This is a genomic window from Rhizobium sp. PK7-22 (assembly GCF_056530405.1).
This window is the reverse complement of sequence record NZ_CP096514.1, coordinates 2,327,954-2,349,978: the sequence shown is the minus strand read 5'-3', so window position 1 is coordinate 2,349,978 and position 22,025 is coordinate 2,327,954. Positions and strand designations below refer to the sequence as shown.

Sequence of the window (22,025 nt, the reverse complement as noted above, 5' to 3'; positions counted from 1 at the left end):
AGAGCTAATGGTCCTGTCCGATGATGGCAAGTAGCCGGTTTGTCTCAGCCCGCGATTTCAGCTGCAGAACGGGGACACCGGGTCCGTATGCGGCGAGGTTCTCCTCGATCTCTGGACTCTCGGTCCTCTCGAAGTTCCAGATGTAGGCCAGAAACTGCCGGTCGATCTTCTCCGGGCAGCCTTCTGCCATCTCCGGACGCGACCGGCCATAATAGCGCAGCCATCGGGAGAGGACACCGAAGAGGGAGACCAGGCGCGGCGGGCGCATCCAGATGACCAGCTGGCTGCGCGGCAAGCGGAGCGGCAGCGTTCCCGGGCTGGTGCCGTCCATGATCCAGCGGGGTTGGGCGACGTAACCCTGCAGCCGCTCGACGATCTCCGGCCGCGGGCGCAGCTTCCAACCGGGAAGCCAAAAGACATCGCGGTCCATGGAGATGTAGGGGAGATCCAGGGTCGATGCGAGCCGCCGGGAGAGCCGGCTCTTGCCGCTGCCCGAACAGCCGATGACCAGCACGCGATCGCTCCGACGAAGGCGGCTTGCCGCATCCTCCAGGGCGATCGACGTCGTCATGCCTATCCCTCAAATGAAGCCCGCGGGTCACCCGTGAAGTCGGGGCCCGAGGACTGGGTGCAGCCTACTCCGCCGCCATCAGGACCTTGCGTTCGCGCGCGGCCCTCAGACGGGCGAAGTCGTCGCCGGCGTGGTGGGAGGAGCGCGTCAGCGGGCTCGAGGAGACCATCAGGAAGCCCTTGGTATAGGCGATGGTCTCGTAGGACTTGAACTCCTCGGGCGTGACGAAGCTCATGACGGCGTGGTGCTTGCGGGTCGGCTGCAGGTACTGGCCGATGGTCAGGAAGTCGACGTCGGCGCTGCGCAGGTCGTCCATCAGCTGCAGCACCTCGTTGCGCTCCTCGCCGAGGCCGACCATGATGCCGGACTTGGTGAACATCGTCGGGTCGAGTTCCTTGACCCGCTGCAGCAGGCGGACCGAGTGGAAGTAGCGGGCGCCGGGACGGACCGTCAGATAGTTTCCCGGCACGGTTTCCATGTTGTGGTTGAATACGTCCGGCTTGGCGGCGACGACGCGCTCCAGCGCGCCCGGCTTCTTGAGGAAGTCGGGGGTGAGGATCTCGATCGTCGTCAGCGGCGACGCGGCGCGGATCGCCCAGATGACCTTCTCGAAGTGTTCGGCACCACCGTCGGCCAGGTCGTCACGGTCGACCGAGGTGATCACGACATGCGAAAGACCCATCTGCTTGACGGCCTTGGCGACATTTTCCGGCTCGTCCATGTCGAGCGCATTGGGGCGACCGGTCGTGACGTTGCAAAAGGCGCAGGCGCGGGTGCAGATCTCGCCCATGATCATGAAGGTGGCGTGCTTCTTGTCCCAGCACTCGCCGATATTCGGGCAGCCGGCCTCTTCACAGACGGTGACGAGCCTGTGCGAGCGCACCAGATCGCGGGTCTCCATGTACCCCTTGGACACGGGGGCGCGCACGCGGATCCACTCCGGCTTGCGCAGGACTTCCGTATCCGGGCGGTGTGCCTTTTCCGGGTGGCGGACGCGCTTTGCATCGTCCACTACGGTTCTGTCGAGAATGGTGACCATCAATTACCTGCCTTCGCCGCCAAAGCGGCTACCGTCAACGCCGGGCGAGTTTTGCGAGGAATAACAGAACGCAGGAGCCGATGAAACCTGTGATCAGGAAACCCAGCCACCCGTCTGTCACATGGATGTCGGCGCTCTCGAAGACGGCGTTGGCGACAATGGCGCCGACGATGCCGATGAAGATGTTCATGAACAGCCCATAGCGCATGTCCACGACCTTGCCGGCCAGCCATCCCGCCAGACCGCCGATCACGATTGCTCCGAACCAACCTACGCCTTCCATCCGTCACCCCTTTCGTCGAAATCTACATGTGGGCGATGCCGGGCGTTGGAACAACCCCGGCACCTATCATCAGCTCAAGCGTTCAGGGCGCGCCCGTAGGCATCGAGCACGCTTTCCTTCATCGTCTCCGAAATGGTCGGATGCGGGAAGATGGTGTGCATCAGGTCTTCCTCGGTCGTCTCCAGGTTCATGGCGACGACGAAGCCCTGGATCAGTTCGGTCACTTCCGCACCGACCATATGGGCGCCGAGCAGTTCGCCGGTCTTCTTGTCGAAGATGGTCTTGACCATGCCCTGGTCCTCGCCGAGTGCAATTGCCTTGCCGTTGGCGACGAAGGGGAAGCGTCCGACGCGGACCTCCCTGCCCTCGGCCTTCGCCTTGGCTTCGGTGATGCCGACCGACGCAACCTGCGGATTGCAGTAGGTGCAGCCCGGGATCTTCAGCTTGTCCATGGGATGCACGTTTGGCAGGCCGGCGATCTTCTCGATGCAGATGACCGCCTCGTGTTCGGCCTTGTGGGCGAGCAGCGGCGGACCGGCGACATCGCCGATCGCATAGATGCCGGCGACATTCGTCTTGCCGTAGCCGTCGATGACGACGAAGCCGCGATCGGTCTTCACGCCGACGGCTTCCAGGCCGATGTTCTCGATGTTGGCCTGCACGCCGACGGCGGAGATCATACGGTCAGCGGTGATTTCCTGCGTCTTGCCGTCCTTCAGCTCGATGGTGGCGGTGACGGAGTTGGCGCCCTTGACGACCTTGGCGACTTTAGCCTCGAGCAGGATCTTCATGCCCTGGCGTTCGAACTGCTTCCTGGCGATCGCCGAGATTTCCTCGTCCTCGACCGGCATGACCTGCTTCATGATCTCGACGACGGTAACCTCGACGCCCATGGTGCGGTAGAAGCTCGCAAACTCGATGCCGATGGCGCCCGAGCCCATGACGAGCAGGGATTTTGGCATTTCTTCCGGCTTCATCGCCTCGAAGTAGGTCCAGATCAGCTTGCCGTCCGGCTCGATGCCGGGCAATGCGCGCGGACGGGCTCCGGTGGCGACGATGATGTGCTTGGCGGTATAGGTGCCCTCGCCGAGCGTGTTCTTCGGCACGGGGCCCTGAGGCTCGACGATCGGCTTCGACATCTTGCCGACGACGACTTCGCCGGGCTTGGTGATCTTCGCCTCGCCCCAGATGATGTCGACCTTGTTCTTCTTGAACAGGAAGCCGACGCCGCTGTTCATGCGGTTGGCGATGCCGCGCGAGCGCGCAACGATGGCCTTGACGTCGGGCTTGATGGTGCCTTCGAGCGTCAGGCCGTAATCCTTCGCATGGCTTGCCGTATGCATCACGTCGGCGGTGCGCAGGAGCGCCTTCGTCGGGATGCAGCCCCAGTTGGAGCAGATGCCGGCGAGATGCTCGCGCTCGACGACGGCAACCTTCATGCCGAGCTGGGCTGCACGGATGGCGGCGATATAGCCGCCGGGGCCGGAGCCGATGATGATGACGTCATAAGCGTTGGACACGGGCCTTCATCTCCTCTTCTGACGAGGCAGGCCCGACCGGCGGCCGGGCCCTCACCCCGCGGGATGAAGCACGATGGCCTCAGGCCCGTGTCAGCATCCCGTAAATTTCGTCCTTCAGAACCATCCGCCGCTTGCGCATATCTTCCATATGCGGATCGGCAACCGGCTCCACTTCAGTCTCTGCCCGATGGATGGCGCGGTTGACGTCGCGGTAATCCTCGAGCAGTTGGGCGAAATGCGCGTCGCTGACTTTCAGCGCGTGCATCCTGCCCACATATTCCGGAAACTCATCCTGAATTTCGTGGGGCGTGTTCGACATGGTCCGTCTCCTCTTGTCTGTTCGACGACTGAGGATCAGCCATAACGATCGCGTCCGCCTATTCTTTGATCGTGGTCAACTCCGTAGCCGAAACAGCTTTAAATTCCGAGCATCATGCGAACGATCGGCTCGAGCCCCTTGCCGAGCGCACGCGTATTGTCGGCATTCAGATGCACCCCGTCGAGCGGCGTGGTGCGGGCCACCGAGGCCGCATCGTAGAAACCGCAGCCCATTTCGTCGGCGAGATCGCGGTAGAGCGAGGCCAGCATCTGCGACTGCTCGACGCCACCGGCAAAGATCGCGGCAAACACCGGGTTGGCGGTCTCGCAGAGCGGCGGCGGCGAGACGATCAGGATATCCGGCGTCTCGTAGTCGAAGGACCATTCGTGGTGGCGCACCAGACCGACCAGCCGCTGGATGCCCTGCCGGGCTGCAAAGGCCGGACCGGCGACCACCGGCTTCATATCGTTGGAGCCGAGCATGATGACCACCAGGTCGATGGGCATATGGGTGTGCAGCACCGTCGGGAGGGACTTCGCGCCATTGCGCTCGCAATCGGCCAGATGGTCGTCATAGCCGGTGGTGCGGCCGTTCAGTCCCTCGGGGATGACGTTCACTTCGGGGCCGAGTGCTGCCGACAGAACGCTTGGCCAGCGGTCCTCGAAGCGGTGGCGCCCGAGGGTCTCGGCGTCGTAACCCCAGGTGAGCGAGTCGCCGAAGCAGAGGACGGTCTTCATAGTCTCCATACGCCAGTCATTCCCCGCCGTCCTGCGGCTGGCGACACTCGAGAAAACCCGATTGCCGCGGCTCCTACTTGCCCTTGGTGAGCGCGTCCACCTTGCGCTCCAGTTCGAAGATCCGCTCCTCGAAATCGCCGGTTACGAACTTCGACATCATGGTGTCGGCAGGCAGCGCCTGACGAATGGTCTTCTGGCCGGTCTCCAGCTTATCCAGCTGCTGCTTCATGCCCTGCATATCACCGCGCATCTCGCGCATCTCGCCGCGCATTTCCCGCAGCATCGGCATGATCATGTCAACAGGTTCATCGGCCATCTGACGCTCCTTGAGGACCTCTGTCTTCACCTCACCCAGGATATGGAGATCATCGCACCAAAAGTCACGATCCGGCACTTTCTATGCCGGAGCGGGACACCCTCCCCGCAAGGGGGAGGGACAACGAGCTACACCAACATGCCCATCGGGTTCTCGACGTGGCGCTTGAAGGCGGCCGCGAGTTCGGCACCGAGGGCGCCGTCGATGACGCGGTGGTCGAAGGCGAAGGTCGCCGTCATCACCGTGGCGATCGCGATCTCGCCGTTCTTCACCACCGGCTTCTCGACGCCGGCACCGATCGAGACGATCGAAGCATGCGGCGGGTTGATGATCGAGGTGAAGTTGGCGACGCCGAACATCCCGAGGTTGGAGACGGCCGTGGTGCCGCCCTGGTACTCGTCGGGCTTCAGCTTCTTGTCGCGGGCACGCCGGGCCAGATCCTTCATCTCGTTGGAGATGATCGACAGCGTCTTCTCTTCCGCCCTCTTGATGATCGGCGTGATCAGGCCATCCGGGATGGAGACGGCGACACCGACATCCGAATGCTTGTGCATGAGCCGCGCCGTCGAGGTCCAGGAGGCATTCGCCGCCGGAACGTCGCGCAGCGCCGCCGCCATGGCCTTGATGACGAAGTCGTTGACCGACAGCTTGAAGACCGGGACGTCGCCCTTGTCCGTCTTCTTCATCGGCGCCGACTTGTTGATCTCGGCACGCAGCTTCAAGAGCGCGTCGATCTCGCAGTCCATCGAGACGAAGTAGGCCGGTACGGTCTGGTGCGATTCGAGCAGGCGCGAAGCGATCGTCTTGCGCATGCCGTCATGCGGCAGGAGTTCGTAGGAACCTTCCTCGAAGAGCTTCAGGACGCTGTCGTCCGAAGCGCCCTTGGCGGGTGCCGGAGCGGCGGCTGCCTGCGGTGCAGCGGCAGCTGCCTTGCCGGTTCCGGAGGAGACGGCCTTCTCAATGTCCGCCTTGACGACGCGACCATGCGGACCGGAGCCGGAGACGGCCGAAAGGTCGAGACCGGCGTCCCTGGCGAGACGGCGGGCCAGCGGCGAGGCGAAGATGCGCTCGCCGGAGGCGGCCTTCGGTGCCGGCGTCGAGGGTGCCGGCGGCGTGTCGGCGACAGGCTGTTCGGCCTGCGGCTCTGCCGGCTCGGATTTGGCGCCATCCGGCTTCGATGCTTCCGACTGGGCTTCGGCCGGAGCCGCAGCGGGCTTCGGCGCTTCCGCGGATGCGTCACCGGATGCGGCTGCGTCCTTCACGTCCTCACCTTCGCCGGCAAGAATCGCGATCAGGGCGTTGACCTTGACGCCCTCGGTGCCGGCCGGGACGACGAGTTTCGCCACGGTGCCTTCATCGACGGCTTCCACTTCCATGGTCGCCTTGTCGGTCTCGATCTCGGCGATCACGTCGCCGGGGCCAACCTTGTCGCCTTCCTTGACCAGCCATTTGGAGAGGTTTCCCTCTTCCATGGTCGGCGACAGGGCGGGCATGGTGATGTTGATCGGCATATTATTCCTCCGCCCACACGAGTTCGAACTGCGCCAGTTCTTCCGGATGTTCGACCAGCCGGTCGACATCCTCAGGCGGCACTTCGATATAGCCGGCAACGTCCTCGAGCCAACCGTCAACGGCACCGATTACGCCAAGCTCCTGGCGCGGAACGCCGACAATCACGTCGGTCTTCTCGGTGTTGACCAGGGCCCAGACGACAATCCTTTCCAGAACCGGACTGTCCTTGGTACCGATAACCCTGAACCACGAGCCCGAAACCGGCAAGATCTGCTTCACAGTCGATTTAGGCATCAGCCGTACCCCTTACTTGTAGCAGACGGTCTTCACCGCCTGCACGACTTCGCCGACGGTCGGCAGGGCCAGCTTCTCGAGGTTTGCGGCATAAGGCATGGGCACGTCCTTGCCAGCGATCGTCAGGATCGGCGCGTCGAGATAATCGAAGGCCTGCTGCATGACGCGGGTGGCAATTTCGGTGCCGACCGAGTTCTGCGGGTAGCCTTCCTCGACGGTGACGAGGCGACCGGTCTTCTTCACCGATTCGATGACCGTCGGCAGATCCATCGGACGCAGGGTGCGCAGATCGATCAGTTCGACATCGATGCCGTCCTTCTCGAGTTCGACGATCGCCTTGGTGGCATAGCTCATGCCGATGCCGAAGGAGACGATGGTGACGTCCTTGCCGGTCTTGTGGATGCGTGCCTTGCCGATCGGCAGGACGAAGTCATCCATCTTCGGCACGTCGAAGGACTGGCCGTAGAGGATCTCGTTTTCCAGGAAGACAACCGGGTTCGGATCGCGGATGGCAGCCTTCAGCAGGCCCTTGGCGTCGGCTGCCGTATAGGGCATGACGACCTTGAGACCCGGGATCTGGCTGTACCAGGCGGCGTAATCCTGGCTGTGCTGGGCGCCGACGCGGGCGGCGGCACCATTGGGGCCGCGGAAGACGATCGGCGCGCCCATCTGGCCGCCAGACATATAGAGCGTCTTGGCAGCCGAGTTGATGATCTGGTCGATCGCCTGCATGGCGAAGTTGAAGGTCATGAACTCGACGATCGGCTTCAGGCCTGCCATGGCGGCACCGACGCCGACGCCGGCAAAGCCATGCTCGGTGATCGGCGTATCGACGACGCGACGGGCGCCGAATTCCTGCAACAACCCTTGCGTGATCTTGTAGGCGCCCTGGTATTCGGCGACTTCCTCACCCATGACGAAGACGTTTTCGTCGCGGCGCATTTCCTCGGCCATGGCATCGCGCAGCGCTTCACGCACCGTGGTGGAGACCATTTCGGTGCCTTCCGGAATGTCCGGATCGGCGGCGACATCGACCTTCGGCGCCGCTGGCACCTTGTTGTCGGCGGAAGAGGCAGGCTCGTCCTTGGCTTCGCGGGCCTTGCCGCCAGCGGCATCCGAGGTTGCGGCCGGGGTGTCGGCGTCGGCCTTCGGCGCTTCCGGCTGGGCCGACTTTTCCGCAGACATGGCGTCGGCGCTTTCGCCTTCCTGAAGCAGGACGGCGATCGGCGTGTTGACCTTGACGTTTTCGGTGCCGGCTTCGATCAGCAGCTTGCCGATCACGCCTTCATCAACGGCTTCGACTTCCATCGTCGCCTTGTCGGTTTCGATCTCGGCAATGACGTCGCCGGAGGTGACGGTGTCGCCCTCCTTCTTCAGCCATTTGCTGAGGGTGCCCTCTTCCATGGTCGGGGAAAGGGCGGGCATGAGGATATCGATTGGCATTGGGTGTCCCTCCCCTGATCAGAGCAGAATGTCGGTGTAGAGCTCGGCGGTATCCGGCTCCGGATCGGACTGTGCGAAGTCGGCCGAGTCGGAGACGATATCGCGGACATCCTTGTCCATCGCCTTCAACTGCTCTTCCGTCGCCCAACCCTTGTCCATCAGGCGGATCTTCACCTGCTCGATCGGGTCGTGTTCCGAACGCATCTTCTGCACTTCGTCCTTGGAGCGATATTTCGCCGGGTCGGACATGGAATGGCCGCGGTAGCGGTAGGTCAGCATCTCGAGAATGACCGGCCCCTTGCCGGAGCGGCAGTGTTCGACCGCCTCGTCGCCGGCCGCCTTGACGGCGCGTACATCCATGCCATCGACCTGGAAGCCGGGAATGCCGAAGGAGGCGCCGCGCTGCGAGAAATCGGTCTGGGCGGAGGCGCGCGAGACCGAGGTACCCATGGCGTAACGGTTATTCTCGATCACGTAGACGATCGGCAGCTTCCAGAGCTGCGCCATATTGAAGCTTTCGTAGACCTGGCCCTGGTTGGCCGCGCCGTCGCCGAAATAGGCGGTGGAGACGCTGTCATTGCCGCGGTACTTGTTGGCAAAGGCGAGACCGGTGCCGAGCGAGACCTGGGCACCGACGATGCCGTGACCGCCGTAGAAATGCTTTTCCTTGGAGAACATGTGCATGGAGCCGCCCTTCCCCTTGGAATAGCCGCCCCGACGCCCCGTCAGCTCGGCCATGACGCCACGAGCGCTCATGCCGGTTGCCAGCATGTGGCCGTGGTCGCGATAGCCGGTGATCACCTGATCGCCTTCCTTCAGCGACATCTGCATGCCGACGACGACCGCTTCCTGACCGATGTAGAGGTGACAGAAGCCGCCGATGAAGCCCATGCCATAGAGCTGTCCGGCCTTTTCCTCGAAACGCCGGATGAGCAGCATGTCGCGGTAGGCCTGGATCTCCTGGTCCTTGTCGAATTCGGCGTAGGTGCCGCCGTTGAAGTCTTTTCGTGCAGGCTTTGCCGCGAGTTTGCGGCCGGATACAGACGCGGTCTTGTTAGGCGCCATTGATCCCTCCCTTTGTGCTGCATGTGTCATTTCTGAGCGCTACCATAGGGAAGAAACAGCACCCCAGCAATGCCATAAATGCATGGCACACATTCAGCACAACCCGATGATATCATTAATGAAAAATAGATTAACCAGGATCAGGTTAATCTAGAAGTAGTTGTTGAATATGACAATTTCATTGTCGCGAGAGACGTTCAGCTGGTAGCGGGCGATCTCGTCCAGCATATCCTTTTCGAGAGAACCGTCGCTCAAAAGCTGAACCTGGCGCTCCAGGCCGCGCCGCTTTTCCGTCAACTGGCCAAGTTCTGCCACCCGTTCCAGCCGCTGCCGCTCGAACTTCTCTGTCGCCACGAGCCCCAGATCGCCGTTGAGCGAATGGTAGCCGAAATAGGAGAGGAAGGCGACAGTGATGAGCGGAAGGACGAAACGGCCCAGTTTTCTTTCTTTATGATGCTTGGTCCACATTACCCAGCGACATCCTGCAACGCATTACGAATGCCTCAAACTGCCAGAACTTGCTTAAGCAATCGTTGACCCTGCGCAGGACGCAGAAAAGCCCGGACGAACCGGGCTTTTCTAAACGTTGAACAAAGACGGCGCGTTACGCCCGGATCATCGAGCGGCCGGCGTAGGCTGCCTGGGGACCGAGCATTTCCTCTATGCGGATCAGCTGGTTGTACTTGGCCAGCCGGTCGGAACGCGACAGCGAGCCGGTCTTGATCTGTCCGCAGTTGGTGGCGACCGCGAGATCGGCAATCGTGGAATCCTCGGTTTCGCCGGAACGGTGCGACATGACGCTGGTGTAGCTAGCCTTGTGCGCCGTCTCGACGGCGTCGAGCGTTTCCGTCAGCGTGCCGATCTGGTTGACCTTGACGAGGATGGAGTTGGCAACGCCCATTTTTATGCCGTCGCGCAGGCGGGCGGAGTTGGTGACGAAGAGGTCGTCGCCGACCAGCTGGCACTTGCTGCCAATCTTGTCGGTCAGATACTTCCAGCCGTCCCAGTCGTCCTCGGCCATGCCGTCCTCGATCGAAATGATCGGGTATCTGCCGGCGAGCTCGGCCAGGTAGTCAGCCATGGCTTCCGGCTCCAGCGTGCGGCCTTCGCCTTCCATCTCGTATTTGCCGTTCTTGAAGAATTCGGTCGAAGCGCAATCAAGCGCCAGGCACATGTCCTCGCCCGGCGTGTAGCCGGCCTTCTCGATCGACTTCATGATGAAGTCCAGCGCTTCCGGGGCGCTCTTCAGGCCCGGCGCAAAGCCGCCCTCATCGCCGACGTTGGTGTTGTAGCCCTGCGCCGCCAGTTCCTTCTTCAGGATATGGAAGACTTCCGAGCCCATGCGCACGGCATCACGGATGTTTTCCGCGCCGACCGGCATGATCATGAATTCCTGGAAGTCGATCGGGTTGTCGGCATGGGCGCCGCCGTTGATGATGTTCATCATCGGCACCGGCAGGAGATGGGCGCTCGCGCCGCCGACATAGCGGTAGAACGGCAGGCCGGACGAATCGGCGGCAGCCTTGGCGACGGCGAGCGATACGCCGAGGATCGCATTGGCGCCAAGGCGCGACTTGTTGGCGGTGCCGTCGAGCGCGATCATTGTCTGGTCGACATGGATCTGGCTCTCGGCATCGAAGCCGCCGATGGCATCGAAGATCTCGGTGTTGACGGCTTCCACAGCCTTCTCGACGCCCTTGCCGTGGTAGCGGTTACCGCCGTCACGCAGCTCGACCGCCTCGTGGGCACCGGTCGAGGCGCCAGAGGGAACCGCAGCGCGACCCATGCTGCCGTCTTCCAGATACACATCGACCTCGACGGTCGGGTTGCCTCGGCTGTCGAGGATTTCGCGTGCGACAATGTCGGTGATGGCGGTCATGAGGGCCTCCCTGCTTGTGGGTGAGGATTGAGGATGGCCTGTCTTACTGGATGAATTCAAAAATACAATGGCAGCCGCCCGACGGGCGCCCTGACAAGCAACACAGGAAACAGCTGGCGCTTTGGCAGCGGCAACCTTCTCCGCTTCAATAATTGGTAAGAGTTATACGTTAACCATAACGTATTGCCGGGCCAAGAGGACAGTTTGTCCCGAGGCCAAAAGTATTTTTCTAAGTCATTGATGAGGACGCCATGAAGTTTACTATTGCGCGCAGCCTTGCCTTATTTGGCACCGTCGTTTGCCTCGGCATGGCCACATCGATCGGGATTCAGACCAAGGCCTTCAACGATCTGAGAATCAACGGACCCGCCTACCACCAGATCGTCAATGGCAAGGACCTGGTGGCCGATATCCTTCCGCCCCCGCTCTACGTGGTGGAATCCTACATGCTGGCGCTGGAAGCCTCGGCCGATCCCGCTCGGGCGCAGATGGCGGGCAAACGCATCGTTGGGGTTCTGGGGCCCGATTACGAAGCGCGACGAACCTACTGGCAGTCCTCCGACCTGCAGCCCGCGCTGAAGGCTAAGCTGCTCGACGACGTGCTGGTCAAGGGCGACGTCTACTGGACAATCATGCAATCGCAGATCATCCCGGCGCTGAGTTCGAGCGATGCGGCGGCACGCCAATCGGCCTTTGCCCGACTCAGCCAAGCGTTCCACGATCACGAGGCCTCCGTCGTGCAACTGGTTCAGGCCGCAGTAGCCTTTCAGGCCGCCAGCGAAGCGGCCGCAGCCGAGGATACCGCTTACTACATCCGCTATACCTACGCAGCAGCTGCCGCATCGATCCTGATCCTGCTGGCCGGACTGTTTGCCCTTCGCCGCCGTGCCATCGTGCCGCTGGCGGCCATGCGCGACTACATGGCCGTGCTGGCGAACGGCGATTACGGCAGGCCGGTGCCTTATGAAGGACGCGCCGACGAGATCGGCGCAATGGCGCGTGCCGTCACGGTGTTCCGAGAGGCTGCGCTGGAGCGGGACGTCAGCCGCAGGCAAAGGGAGACGGATCAGGATCGCCAGATCGAGACCGAGCGCCGCCAGATGGCCGAGCGCGCAGCGGCAGATGCCGAACGCAGGCAGGTCATAGACCTCCTGAGCGGAGCGCTGGAGCGGTTGGCCAGGGGCGACCTGACCTGCGAGATCACGCAGAGCTTCGGCGACGAATACGAGAAGCTGCGCACGGAGTTCAATTCGACCGTTGCCGTGCTGGGTCAGACACTCAGCGAGATCTCCGGTGTGACAGAGACCGTTCGCAACGGCACCCACGAGATCGCCACCGCGACCGACGATCTGGCTAAGCGAACCGAAGCACAGGCGTCCTTGCTCGAGCAGGTGGCGTCAGCGCTCGAGGAAATCACCACGACCGTCAAGACGGCCTCGGACCGAGCGCTGGAAGCCAATCAGATGGTTGCCGTGACGAAAGACAGTGCGCAACGCTCCTCTTCCGTCATGAGCGAGGCTGTGGCGGCGATGGAGAAGATCGAGGATTCGTCTGCGGAAATCAGCAAGATCATCAACGTCATCGACGAGATCGCGTTTCAGACGAACCTGCTGGCACTGAACGCCGGCGTCGAGGCGGCACGCGCCGGCGAGGCCGGGCGAGGTTTTGCCGTCGTTGCGCAGGAAGTCCGCGAACTGGCGGGCCGCTCTGCCAATGCCGCCAAGGAGATCAAGGCGCTCATCCATACCTCCTCATCACAGGTGGCCGCCGGCGTGGGGCTGGTCAACCGTACAGGCGACACGCTGGAGGAGATCAACAAGGGCGTTCAGAACGTGGACGGGCTGATCGCGACGATCGTGCGGGCATCCTCGGAGCAGGCGACGGCGCTGGCTGAGGTAAGCGGCGCCGTCAACCGGATGGATCAGGTCACACAGCAGAATGCCGCCATGGTGGAAGAGAGCAGCGCTTCCTGTCGCGACCTTAATGGCGAAGCGCTGAACCTCAACACGCTGATCGCGCGCTTTCAGGTGGCCGAACAGCAGGCTCGCCCGAAGATTGCTTCACCGGCACCTCAGGCAGTGAGGCCGCACCCGGACCTTTCGGCTCAACAGGCCGCGGGCAATGCGGAGCGCCTTGCCGCTTCACCATCGCCGGCACTCGCGCTGAGCCGCAAGATCGCCGACGCCTTCGATGGTGCAGGCAAACCGGCCGCGGCGCTGAGCAGAAAGACGTTCTGAGCGGCGTGATGGACCGCTAGCAGAAGAAGGGCGCTGCCCGAACCGGCGCCGCTGCCTTCTTCTCTCAGGCCGGACCGATGGAAGCGGAACTCAGCCCTTCGTCACCGCATCGAAGGCCAGAAGCTTTTCCAGAAGCCGTGGCATGTCGTTCAGATGCACCATGTTCGGGCCATCGGAAGGGGCGTTGTCAGGATCTTCGTGAGTTTCGATGAAGAGGCCGGCGACACCAACGGCAACGGCGGCACGCGCCAGCGTCTCGACGAACTCGCGCTGTCCTCCGGTCGAACCGCCCTGGCCGCCCGGCTGCTGCACGGAGTGGGTCGCATCGAAGACCACCGGCGAGCCCATGGCCGCCATGGTCGGCAGCGAGCGCATATCGGAGACCAGCGTGTTGTAGCCGAAGGAGGCGCCGCGCTCGCACAGCAGGACGTTCGGGTTGCCGCTGGCCAGGAACTTCGACTGGACGTTCTTCATGTCCCAGGGGGCGAGAAACTGCCCCTTCTTAACGTTGATGACGCGACCGGTCTTTGCGGCAGCGATCAGGAGATCGGTCTGGCGGCAGAGGAAGGCGGGGATCTGCAGGATGTCGACCGTCGGCGCCACCAGGGCGCACTGTTCCTCGGTGTGGATGTCGGTGAGGACGGGGAAGCCGAACTCCGTCTTCAGGTCGGCGAAGACTTCCATCGCCTTCTCCAGCCCAATGCCGCGCTTGCCGGAGATGGAGGTGCGGTTCGCCTTGTCGTAGGACGACTTGTAAACAAGCCCTATGCCGAGCTTGCCGCAGAGCTCCTTCAGGACGCCGGCGATCATGAAGGCATGGTCGCGGCTTTCCATCTGGCAGGGGCCGGCAATCAGGGAAAAGCGAGCCGTCTGCGAGAAGAGCACGCGGCCGGCGCCCTCGCCCGCATAGACCTCAGAATTCGGGCTCACGTCCATCGCATCACTCCTCGAAGGCAAATACCACTTTCTGCCCGGTGGCCTCCGCCACGATCAGGCGGTTGTCCCGGCGCAGGAACGGCACGTCATTAGCAGCAAGGACCGCCTCTGTCACGGCGAGATCGGCGACGGCAAAGACCACCGTATGCCCCCGCAGACCCGGTACCGCCGCGCTCGGGTCGGCCGGGGATTCCGCGGACGGCGTCGGCTCCTCGACGACCCGCAGAATGCCGTTGCGGGTGTCGAATACGATGGTATCGCTTTCGCGCACACCCTGCGCCGCCAGCACCGTCTCCAGGAGGTGACACTCCTCATCGAGACGGCTTGCGGAAAGAACAACCTCCCGCAGCCCGGACACGCCGTTGGCGTGGTGCGCCAGCGCGCCGATATCCCGGGGGAGCGCGTTGATCCGCTGGCAGGAAAACAGGAAGAACGCCGGCGAACGGTCAACGGCTGCAAATGCCAGGCGGAAACTGGCGAGGACCTCTTCGCCATTTGGCAGCTTGAGCTTACGGGAAAATTCGAGGATCTCGCCGGCGGACACGCCCGAGGCGCGGTAACCGGCATCCTCCGCCGCGGCATCGTCGGTCGCCAGCACGAGGCCGGACAAGCCGACGTCCGGGAAGGCCTGGCGCACCTGAAGGTCGCGGCCGGTGAAGACATTGCCGGCATCGGCCGAGTGGACATAGGCATCGCGGTCGGCGATGGCGAGCGGCTCCAGATAGGCGCCATCCTCCAGGAATACGCAGGCATTTTCGGTACCGAACGGATGGCGAGCGTCCGGGGCAACCGTGAAGCCCAGTCGCTCGAGCGCGGCGCGCGCCTGCGGCAGTCCGGCGACGGGAAGGACAAGGTGATCGATGCTGCGGGTCATGTGTGCGCCTCTTTCATTCATGCTGCATGAGAGCGCGCTTTCGCAGCCATCGGAAGATGTCCCGGCCGACGCTGCACGGATATTTTGACCCTTGCGGAACACATGTGGAACAGATACAGTCTGTTCCGTATTTGTTTCACACCAAAGGGGCCATGATGCTCACGCGCAAACAGCAGGAACTGCTTCTCTTCATTCACGAACGGATGAAGGAATCGGGCGTGCCGCCCTCCTTCGACGAGATGAAGGATGCGCTGGACTTGGCCTCGAAGTCGGGCATCCACCGGCTGATCACGGCGCTCGAGGAGCGCGGGTTCATCCGCCGCCTGCCCAACCGGGCCCGGGCGCTGGAGGTGATCAAGCTGCCGGAAGCGTATAGCAGCAGCCTGCAGCCGCGTCGCGGCTTCTCGCCGAGCGTCATCGAGGGCAGCCTCGGCAAGACAAAACCGGCGCCCGCTCCCGCGGCGCGGGCCGCCAACGACGAGAGCGGCAGCGCGACCGTTCCGGTCATGGGCCGCATCGCCGCCGGCGTGCCGATCTCGGCCATCCAGAACAATACCCACGATATTTCCGTTCCGATCGAGATGCTGGGACCGGGCGAACATTACGCGCTGGAGGTGAAGGGCGATTCGATGATCGAGGCCGGCATCCTCGACGGCGACACGGTGATCATCCGCAACGGCCAGACGGCCGGCCCGGGCGACATCGTCGTGGCACTGGTGGACGACGAGGAAGCTACGCTGAAGCGCTTCCGACGCCGCGGCGCCTCGATTGCGCTGGAAGCCGCCAACCCGGCTTACGAGACCCGCATCCTGCCGGCAGAGCGGGTCAAGGTTCAGGGCAAGCTCGTCGGCCTCATCCGCCGCTACCACTGATCAGCGTCGCGATCGATACCGGCACCGTTGCGTCGAAGCTGTCGCTGCGCCAGTCATAGTTTCGATGGCGGTTCCAGGGGCGGTCGACACCGCTGATCGCCGCGATTGCGTGCCAGCGTGTTGCGTCCCGGCTGCCGTTCAGGTGGATCTCCAGGGCGCCCGTCTTTCGCAAAATCCTGCCGCTGATCAGCAGGGCGCCGGAGCGGCATTCGTCGAAGCCGGCCCGGGGTGCGACGACGACCGTTGCCACATCGCAGCCTATGCCGGTCAGCCGGCCATCCTCCATCACCGCAACCATTGCTCCCTCCGTCGTCACGGCCAGACACCAGGCTTTCGGCAGGCAGTGGAAGAGCCCCCTCTTCTCCTCCGCCACCCGGGCCATGTCCCGCATTGCTGTGCGAACCTTTGCCAGCTGATCTGGATCCAGTGGCAGACGTTCGGCTGCGTCACCGGCCAGGATCGCCTCGATATCGTCGGATGGTGACACTTCCGGCCCGAGAGGCTCCCCCAGCACCAGAGCCCGCTGCCATTGCCCGTAGATGAAGTCCGGCGGACGCGCGCGGTTGGTGGCGACGGCTGGCCCCGTAAGCGCCACGAGCGAACCGTCCTGCGCCACCAGAAGATCGGCCGGAGGGTGTCGCTGCGCGTGCCAGCTCAGCAGGAACGCTGCCGCCAGAAGCGGAAGTCCGACCAGCCGCAGACGGGTGCGCAGGAGCGCCAGGAGCAGAAAGCCGGCCGATGCCATTGCCAGGAACCACAGGTGCTGGCGGCCGACCTCGACGTCACCACCCCAGGCTGCCACGTATCTGGCCACAGCAATCACTGCGGCGAGGCCATGCCCCATCAACGTCAGGAAAGGACCGTCGAGGCCGAAGGGCATCAGCAGCATGGCGATGAGACCGGCCGGCATGACGAGGAAGGAGATGATCGGCATCACGGCGAGGTTTGCCGCCAGGCCGTAGCCTGCAAGGCGGTGGAAGTGGTCCATGGAGTAGATGGCGGTCGACAGTCCGCCGATCAGGGAGGTCGCGAAAATGCCGGCCATGAAATGCCAGCCGGTGATGACCACAGCCCATCGCCCCTTGAGCGGCGGAAAGAATGTCGCCTCGGCATCGGCGGCCCGCCGGCTCCAGACCGCATAGCCGGCGACCAGCGCGACCGTCGCGGCAAAGGACATCTGGAAACTCGGCCCCAGGATCTCCGAGGGCGACATGGCGAGGATCACGAGCGCGGAGATCGCGACATTGCGCAGGCTGATGGCCATCCGGTCGAAGAAGACGGCAATCAGCATCACCGCCATCATCAGATAAGCCCTCTCGGCCGAGATGGCGAAACCGGAGATCAGGTAATAGGCGGTCGCCATCAGCAGGGCGCCGAAGGCGGCGATCTTCTTGACCGCAAAGGCCTGTGCAAAGCCGGTGAACCAGCCGAGGCCCGTCCGCAACCCGACGAAGAAGATGCCGGCGGCGAGCGCCATGTTGAGGCCGGAGATGGCGACGATATGGGCAAGGCCGGAGACGCGCAGCGCCTCGGTCGTGTCCCTGGAAATCGCGCGTCTCTCGTCGGTGACAATGGCGGCTGCAAAGGCGCCGGCATCGCCCGGCACGGTCGCGCGGATCCGCTCGGCGATCGCGCCCCGAAGCGCAAAGATCCGCCGCTCCAGACCATCTGTCGATGCGCTCTCGGAGGCCCGCGGCTCTGCTGTGCGAACGGGTGCGCCATAGAAGAAGCCGACGGCGCCGATGCCATCGAAATAGGCGCTGAAGGCGAAATCGTTGAGGCCGGGGAGCGCCGGACCCGAGGGCGGCGACAGGCGCGCGCGCCCGCTGATCCATTCTCCGGCTTCAAACGGGGTGTGTCGGGAGCGCGCCAGCAGCACGACCTGCTCAGGCGGGCGGCGGATCACCGGGTCGGCGGTCGCGGCGAGCCGGATGATGTAGCGCCAGCGGCCCGGCCCGGCGGCCTCCCGCCGTTCTATCTCGCCCGTCACCATGGTCGTCACGGGCGAGTCGAGGAGCAGGGTCGACCGGCGCCAGGTCTCCACCTGCGCCAGCCCTGCCCCCGCCAGTAGCAGCGCCAGCGTCAGCGGGACGAGCGGGAAATTGCCTGATCGCGCCCTTGTGACGATGGCGACGAGCGTGAAGACCAGGAGGCCCGCCATGAGGGCGACGGCGGGCGGATCGACGGGAGACGCGAACCAGGCAATCGCACCGATGCCGACCAGCACAGGGCAGAAGAGGAACAGGTGCCCGTGGTCCTTTTCCTCCTCGACCATGGCGGAAAGGCGCAGGGCAAGCCGATCACGCTCTCGGGCGACATGCCAGCGCCTGCGGGAAGCGTCCCATCGGCCGGCGCCGTAGAGCGGCACATCCGTCAGGTCTTGAGCGGGTGTCGGAAGGACCAGAGGCAAAAGACCTGCCTCACGGACCGAGGGCGCCTCGTCCGCCTCCCACTTTTCGAGAAGCACGCGTTCCTGCGGCATCGGTGGCCCGTCCCGGCTGGCCATGGAGCATGCAACCGGCAAAGACAAAATGCAACCCGCGCCTGTGGCAGCAGCGCGCTGGACACGTCGCGCTGACTGTTTCTTAACCTCATTCAAGCATCGGAGGCAGAAGGATTTTGGCAGTGCACAATTAGACATCAGCAGTGCTTGGCAGCAGCCGCCGGATCATATAGCTACACGATACGCTTATTTCTTGTGGCGTTTTGGGACGCCACGCCGCCAACAGGTTGGAGGATCACATGACGGATAGAAGCGCAAATCTGGTGTTGGGTGACAAACACGTCGATCTCACCGTCAAGTCGGGCACGCTCGGGCCGGACGTGGTCGACATCGGAAGCCTTTACAAGCAGACCGGAGCTTTCACCTACGACCCGGGCTTCACGTCCACGGCCTCCTGCGAGTCGAAGATCACCTTCATCGACGGCGACGAAGGCATTCTGCTGCATCGCGGCTACCCGATCGAGCAGCTGGCCGAACACGGCGACTTCCTGGAAACCTGCTACCTGCTTCTCTACGGAGAACTGCCGACGGCAGCCCAGAAGAAGGACTTCGACCATCGCGTGACGCACCACACCATGGTGCACGAGCAGATGAGCCGCTTCTTCACCGGCTTCCGCCGCGATGCCCACCCGATGGCCGTCATGTGCGGCTGCGTCGGCGCGCTGTCAGCCTTCTACCACGACTCCACCGACATCACCGATCCGCACCAGCGCATGGTCGCTTCGCTGCGCATGATCGCCAAGATGCCGACGATCGCAGCCATGGCCTACAAGTACCACATCGGCCAGCCGTTCGTGTATCCGCAGAACGATCTCGACTACGCGTCGAACTTCCTGCGCATGTGCTTTGCCGTGCCGTGTGAAGAGTACAAGGTCAACCCGGTTCTGGCACGCGCCATGGACCGGATCTTCATCCTGCACGCCGACCACGAGCAGAATGCATCGACTTCGACCGTGCGCCTTGCCGGCTCGTCGGGTGCCAATCCGTTCGCCTGCATCGCGGCCGGCATCGCCTGCCTCTGGGGCCCTGCCCACGGTGGCGCCAACGAGGCTGCGCTCAACATGCTGTCGGAGATTGGCAGCGTCGACCGCATCCCGGAATATATCGCCCGCGCCAAGGACAAGAACGATCCGTTCCGTCTGATGGGATTCGGCCACCGGGTCTACAAGAACTACGATCCGCGCGCCAAGATCATGCAGAAGACGACGCATGAGGTTCTGAACGAACTCGGTCACAAGGACGATCCGCTGCTGCAGGTCGCCATGGAACTAGAACGCATCGCGCTGACCGACGAGTACTTCATCGAGAAGAAGCTCTACCCGAACATCGACTTCTATTCGGGCATCACGCTGAAGGCGATGGGCTTCCCGACCACGATGTTCACGGTGCTCTTCGCGCTGGCCCGCACCGTCGGCTGGATTGCCCAGTGGGCCGAGATGATCGAGGATCCGCAGCAGCGCATCGGTCGTCCGCGCCAGCTCTACACGGGCGAGGCACAGCGCGACTATCTTCCGGTTTCGAAGCGCTAAGCCAGGAAATCGACAATCAAGAAAAAAGGCCCGGTGATCAACCGGGCCTTTTTTCGTCCACCATCTCTAGAACAATGCCGGCCGCCGCCTCGCCGGGCGGTACCCCCGTCTGAAGGCGCTGCCAGGTGAGGTCGAAGCCGTCGATCATCGCGCGGCGCTGCGGCGTGTCGGACGACAGGCGTTCGGCCCAGCGGCACAGGCTGCCGGGGCGCACCATTTCATTGATGTATTCCGGGATCAGTGGATAATCGGAGATCAGGTTCGGCAGTGCCGCAGACCAGATCTTGATACGCTTCGACATCATCGTGATCAGCCAATCGGCCCTGTAGGCGGAGACCACGGGCACGCCCGCCAGCGCCAGTTCCAGGATCACCGTGCCGGAGGCGGCAATGGCTGCGTCCGCTTCGGCGAAGGCCGCCCATTTGTACTCGGCCGTCACGCTGATCTCCGGCGAGACCGGCAGGGAAGCGGCGATATCCCGCACGAGCGCCTCCTGGCGCGGCACGGTCGGCAGCAGGAAGCGCGTCGGCCCATTGCGGCTGACAAACTGCGCCGCAGCGTCCCCGAAGATCGGCAACAACTGGCGGATCTCGGCGGATCGGGAGCCGGGGAGCAGCATGATAGTCTTCTGGTCGTCGACCTGCTGCAGCGGCCGCTCCGAGCGGGCTGCGCGCACGCGGGAGATTTCCGGGTCGCTGGTCAGCCGGTGGCCAACGAAGGTCGTCGGCGGTCCGCCCAGACGCTCCATCGCCGCAGGCTCGAACGGCAGCACGGCCAGAACGTGATCGATGTAGGGCACCATGGCCCGAGCCCGGTATTCCTTCCAGGCCCAGACGCTCGGGCAGACATAATCGACGATCGGCAGATCCGGCAGGGCCGCCCTCACCCGTTTGGCGACACGATGGGTGAAATCCGGGCTGTCGATGATGACAAGCACGTCGGGCCGGGCGGCAATGATGGCGTCCGCAGTCTGACGGATTCGGCGCATCAGCTGCGGCAGGCGCTGCAGGACCTGCGTCAGCCCCATGATGGAGAGTTCGGAGAAGTCGAACAGCGACCGGAGGCCCTCGGCCTGCAGGGCATCGCCGCCGACGCCGACCAGTTCGACAGGACCGCCATTGGCAGCCTTCAGCGCGGCGACGAAGTCACCCCCGAGAAGATCGCCGGAGACCTCGCCCGCGACCACGGCAACCTTGAGAACGGTGTCGGTCATTTCAACCCTCCGCTGGCAAGCTTCGTATCGATACCGCAGACGAACAATCCCGCATCTTCGGCGGCCGCAATCACCGCCTGCTCGTCGAGAATGAGCGCACGACCGGCTTCGACGGCGATGCCGGCCAGACCGGCGCGGGCGGCATTGGTGACCGTGGACATGCCGATGGCCGGCAGGTCGGCCCGCACATCCTGCTGCGGCTTGCAGAGCTTGACAAGAACGCCTCGGCGGCGCCGCGAGATCCGGCCTTCGTCGCGCAGCAGCGCAACGCGCTCGAGCATGCGGTCCGTTCCTTCCGCGCCTTCCAGCGCGACCACGCGTCCTCCCACACTCACCGCACCCTGGCCGACATCCAGCTCGCCGAGCGCCAGGGCAGCCTTGATCGCCTCCTCAACGTCGCGCAGGTCATCGGCGGAGGGCGTGGCGGTGGTGAGGGATCCAATTCGGGCCAGCAGCCCGGGGGCAATCTCATGGGCACCGATCACGCGGCATCCCATGCCTTCGAAAAGCCGGATCACCATCTGCAGCAGCGCGTCGTCGCCGCCCGACAGCAGGGTGCGCGCAACGGCCGGTACTTTGACGAGGGTTCGCAGCGTCGGACGAATTTCGCGCCAGTCCGGGCGACGCCTGACGGCGCCCGACATCACCACGCGGTCGACACCCTTCTGGCGCATGAAGCGCTCGATGCCGGCGAGATCGCCGACATTGGCGGTGACGCTGTCGAAGCCGGTGAAATTCTGGTTGGCTTCGTTGTCCAGAGCAATGACGACGGGATCTTCACCGGCAGCGCGGGCCGCCTCGGCGAGGTAAAGCGGAAGATGTCCCCAGCCGGCGACAATGGCAAGCCGCCCGTCTCTCTCGGGCCGCGCGGGGACTGCCATCG

The 22,025-nt window shown here is 63.6% G+C and carries 21 protein-coding genes; 3 read left to right on the top strand and 18 right to left on the bottom strand.

What is annotated here, in order from left to right; translation table 11 throughout:
* Positions 1-4: 4 nt before the first annotated feature.
* The 13 genes from M1E10_RS16245 to eno all read right to left on the bottom strand — a co-directional run bounded on the left by M1E10_RS16245 (position 5) and on the right by eno (position 10,978).
* Positions 5-571 (bottom strand): P-loop NTPase family protein, encoded by a 567-nt coding sequence (locus M1E10_RS16245; protein ID WP_499173858.1) that lies wholly within the window; start codon positions 569-571, stop codon positions 5-7.
* A gap of 64 nt (positions 572-635) precedes the next feature.
* Entirely contained in the window at positions 636-1,610 is a 975-nt protein-coding gene (gene lipA / locus M1E10_RS16240; protein WP_499173857.1) for a lipoyl synthase, read from the bottom strand.
* A 34-nt stretch (positions 1,611-1,644) separates the two neighbouring features.
* Entirely contained in the window at positions 1,645-1,893 is a 249-nt protein-coding gene (locus tag M1E10_RS16235) for a GlsB/YeaQ/YmgE family stress response membrane protein (protein ID WP_499173856.1), read from the bottom strand.
* A 74-nt stretch (positions 1,894-1,967) separates the two neighbouring features.
* Positions 1,968-3,413, bottom strand: a complete 1,446-nt coding sequence (gene lpdA / locus M1E10_RS16230; protein WP_499173855.1) for a dihydrolipoyl dehydrogenase — start codon at positions 3,411-3,413, stop codon at positions 1,968-1,970.
* Positions 3,414-3,492: 79 nt separating this feature from the next.
* Positions 3,493-3,732 (bottom strand): HP1242/YdcH family protein, encoded by a 240-nt coding sequence (locus M1E10_RS16225; RefSeq protein ID WP_499173854.1) that lies wholly within the window; start codon positions 3,730-3,732, stop codon positions 3,493-3,495.
* Positions 3,733-3,830: 98 nt separating this feature from the next.
* Complete coding sequence (locus M1E10_RS16220; RefSeq protein ID WP_499177203.1) at positions 3,831-4,469, bottom strand: SGNH/GDSL hydrolase family protein; 639 nt, start codon at positions 4,467-4,469, stop codon at positions 3,831-3,833.
* A 73-nt stretch (positions 4,470-4,542) separates the two neighbouring features.
* Positions 4,543-4,785, bottom strand: coding sequence for a hypothetical protein (locus M1E10_RS16215; protein ID WP_499173853.1), 243 nt, complete (start codon positions 4,783-4,785; stop codon positions 4,543-4,545).
* A gap of 128 nt (positions 4,786-4,913) precedes the next feature.
* Positions 4,914-6,296, bottom strand: coding sequence for a pyruvate dehydrogenase complex E2/E3BP family protein (locus tag M1E10_RS16210; RefSeq protein ID WP_499173852.1), 1,383 nt, complete (start codon positions 6,294-6,296; stop codon positions 4,914-4,916).
* A gap of 1 nt (position 6,297) precedes the next feature.
* Positions 6,298-6,591: a hypothetical protein gene (locus M1E10_RS16205; RefSeq protein ID WP_499173851.1), complete on the bottom strand. Its 294-nt coding sequence runs from the start codon at positions 6,589-6,591 to the stop codon at positions 6,298-6,300.
* A gap of 12 nt (positions 6,592-6,603) precedes the next feature.
* The gene (locus tag M1E10_RS16200; RefSeq protein WP_499173850.1) at positions 6,604-8,034 is read right to left on the bottom strand and encodes a pyruvate dehydrogenase complex E1 component subunit beta; all 1,431 of its coding nucleotides are present in this window, start codon (positions 8,032-8,034) and stop codon (positions 6,604-6,606) included.
* 18 nt (positions 8,035-8,052) lie between these two features.
* Positions 8,053-9,099, bottom strand: coding sequence for a pyruvate dehydrogenase (acetyl-transferring) E1 component subunit alpha (gene pdhA / locus M1E10_RS16195; protein WP_499173849.1), 1,047 nt, complete (start codon positions 9,097-9,099; stop codon positions 8,053-8,055).
* Positions 9,100-9,249: 150 nt separating this feature from the next.
* The gene (locus M1E10_RS16190; RefSeq protein WP_499173848.1) at positions 9,250-9,567 is read right to left on the bottom strand and encodes an FtsB family cell division protein; all 318 of its coding nucleotides are present in this window, start codon (positions 9,565-9,567) and stop codon (positions 9,250-9,252) included.
* Between the two features lie 136 nt (positions 9,568-9,703).
* Entirely contained in the window at positions 9,704-10,978 is a 1,275-nt protein-coding gene (gene eno / locus M1E10_RS16185; protein ID WP_499173847.1) for a phosphopyruvate hydratase, read from the bottom strand.
* A gap of 251 nt (positions 10,979-11,229) precedes the next feature.
* On the opposite strand from eno, the gene M1E10_RS16180 reads away from it, so the two are divergent.
* Entirely contained in the window at positions 11,230-13,215 is a 1,986-nt protein-coding gene (locus M1E10_RS16180) for a methyl-accepting chemotaxis protein (protein ID WP_499173846.1), read from the top strand.
* A gap of 90 nt (positions 13,216-13,305) precedes the next feature.
* Here the strand turns inward: M1E10_RS16180 and kdsA are convergent, their stop codons facing one another.
* Together kdsA and M1E10_RS16170 are read right to left on the bottom strand one after the other, a co-directional pair.
* On the bottom strand, positions 13,306-14,151 hold the full coding sequence (gene kdsA / locus M1E10_RS16175) for a 3-deoxy-8-phosphooctulonate synthase (RefSeq protein ID WP_499173845.1): 846 nt from the start codon (positions 14,149-14,151) through the stop codon (positions 13,306-13,308).
* Between the two features lie 4 nt (positions 14,152-14,155).
* Positions 14,156-15,025 carry a VOC family protein gene (locus M1E10_RS16170; protein WP_499173844.1) on the bottom strand — a complete coding sequence of 290 codons (870 nt, stop codon included), beginning with the start codon at positions 15,023-15,025 and terminating at the stop codon, positions 14,156-14,158.
* Positions 15,026-15,180: 155 nt separating this feature from the next.
* On the opposite strand from M1E10_RS16170, the gene lexA reads away from it, so the two are divergent.
* Complete coding sequence (gene lexA, locus M1E10_RS16165) at positions 15,181-15,897, top strand: LexA family protein (protein ID WP_499173843.1); 717 nt, start codon at positions 15,181-15,183, stop codon at positions 15,895-15,897.
* Here lexA and M1E10_RS16160 read toward each other — a convergent pair.
* Positions 15,878-18,379: a ComEC/Rec2 family competence protein gene (locus M1E10_RS16160; protein ID WP_499173842.1), complete on the bottom strand. Its 2,502-nt coding sequence runs from the start codon at positions 18,377-18,379 to the stop codon at positions 15,878-15,880. The two genes, lexA and M1E10_RS16160, sit on opposite strands and share 20 nt — an antisense overlap.
* Positions 18,380-18,639: 260 nt before the next feature.
* Between M1E10_RS16160 and gltA the strand changes: the two genes are divergently transcribed.
* Positions 18,640-19,929, top strand: coding sequence for a citrate synthase (gene gltA / locus M1E10_RS16155; RefSeq protein WP_029620792.1), 1,290 nt, complete (start codon positions 18,640-18,642; stop codon positions 19,927-19,929).
* Between the two features lie 37 nt (positions 19,930-19,966).
* Here the strand turns inward: gltA and lpxB are convergent, their stop codons facing one another.
* On the bottom strand, positions 19,967-21,142 hold the full coding sequence (lpxB, locus tag M1E10_RS16150; RefSeq protein WP_499173841.1) for a lipid-A-disaccharide synthase: 1,176 nt from the start codon (positions 21,140-21,142) through the stop codon (positions 19,967-19,969).
* Positions 21,139-22,023, bottom strand: coding sequence for an LpxI family protein (locus tag M1E10_RS16145; RefSeq protein ID WP_499173840.1), 885 nt, complete (start codon positions 22,021-22,023; stop codon positions 21,139-21,141). The genes lpxB and M1E10_RS16145 overlap by 4 nt, the downstream gene beginning before the upstream one ends.
* Between the last annotated feature and the right edge of the window lie 2 nt (positions 22,024-22,025).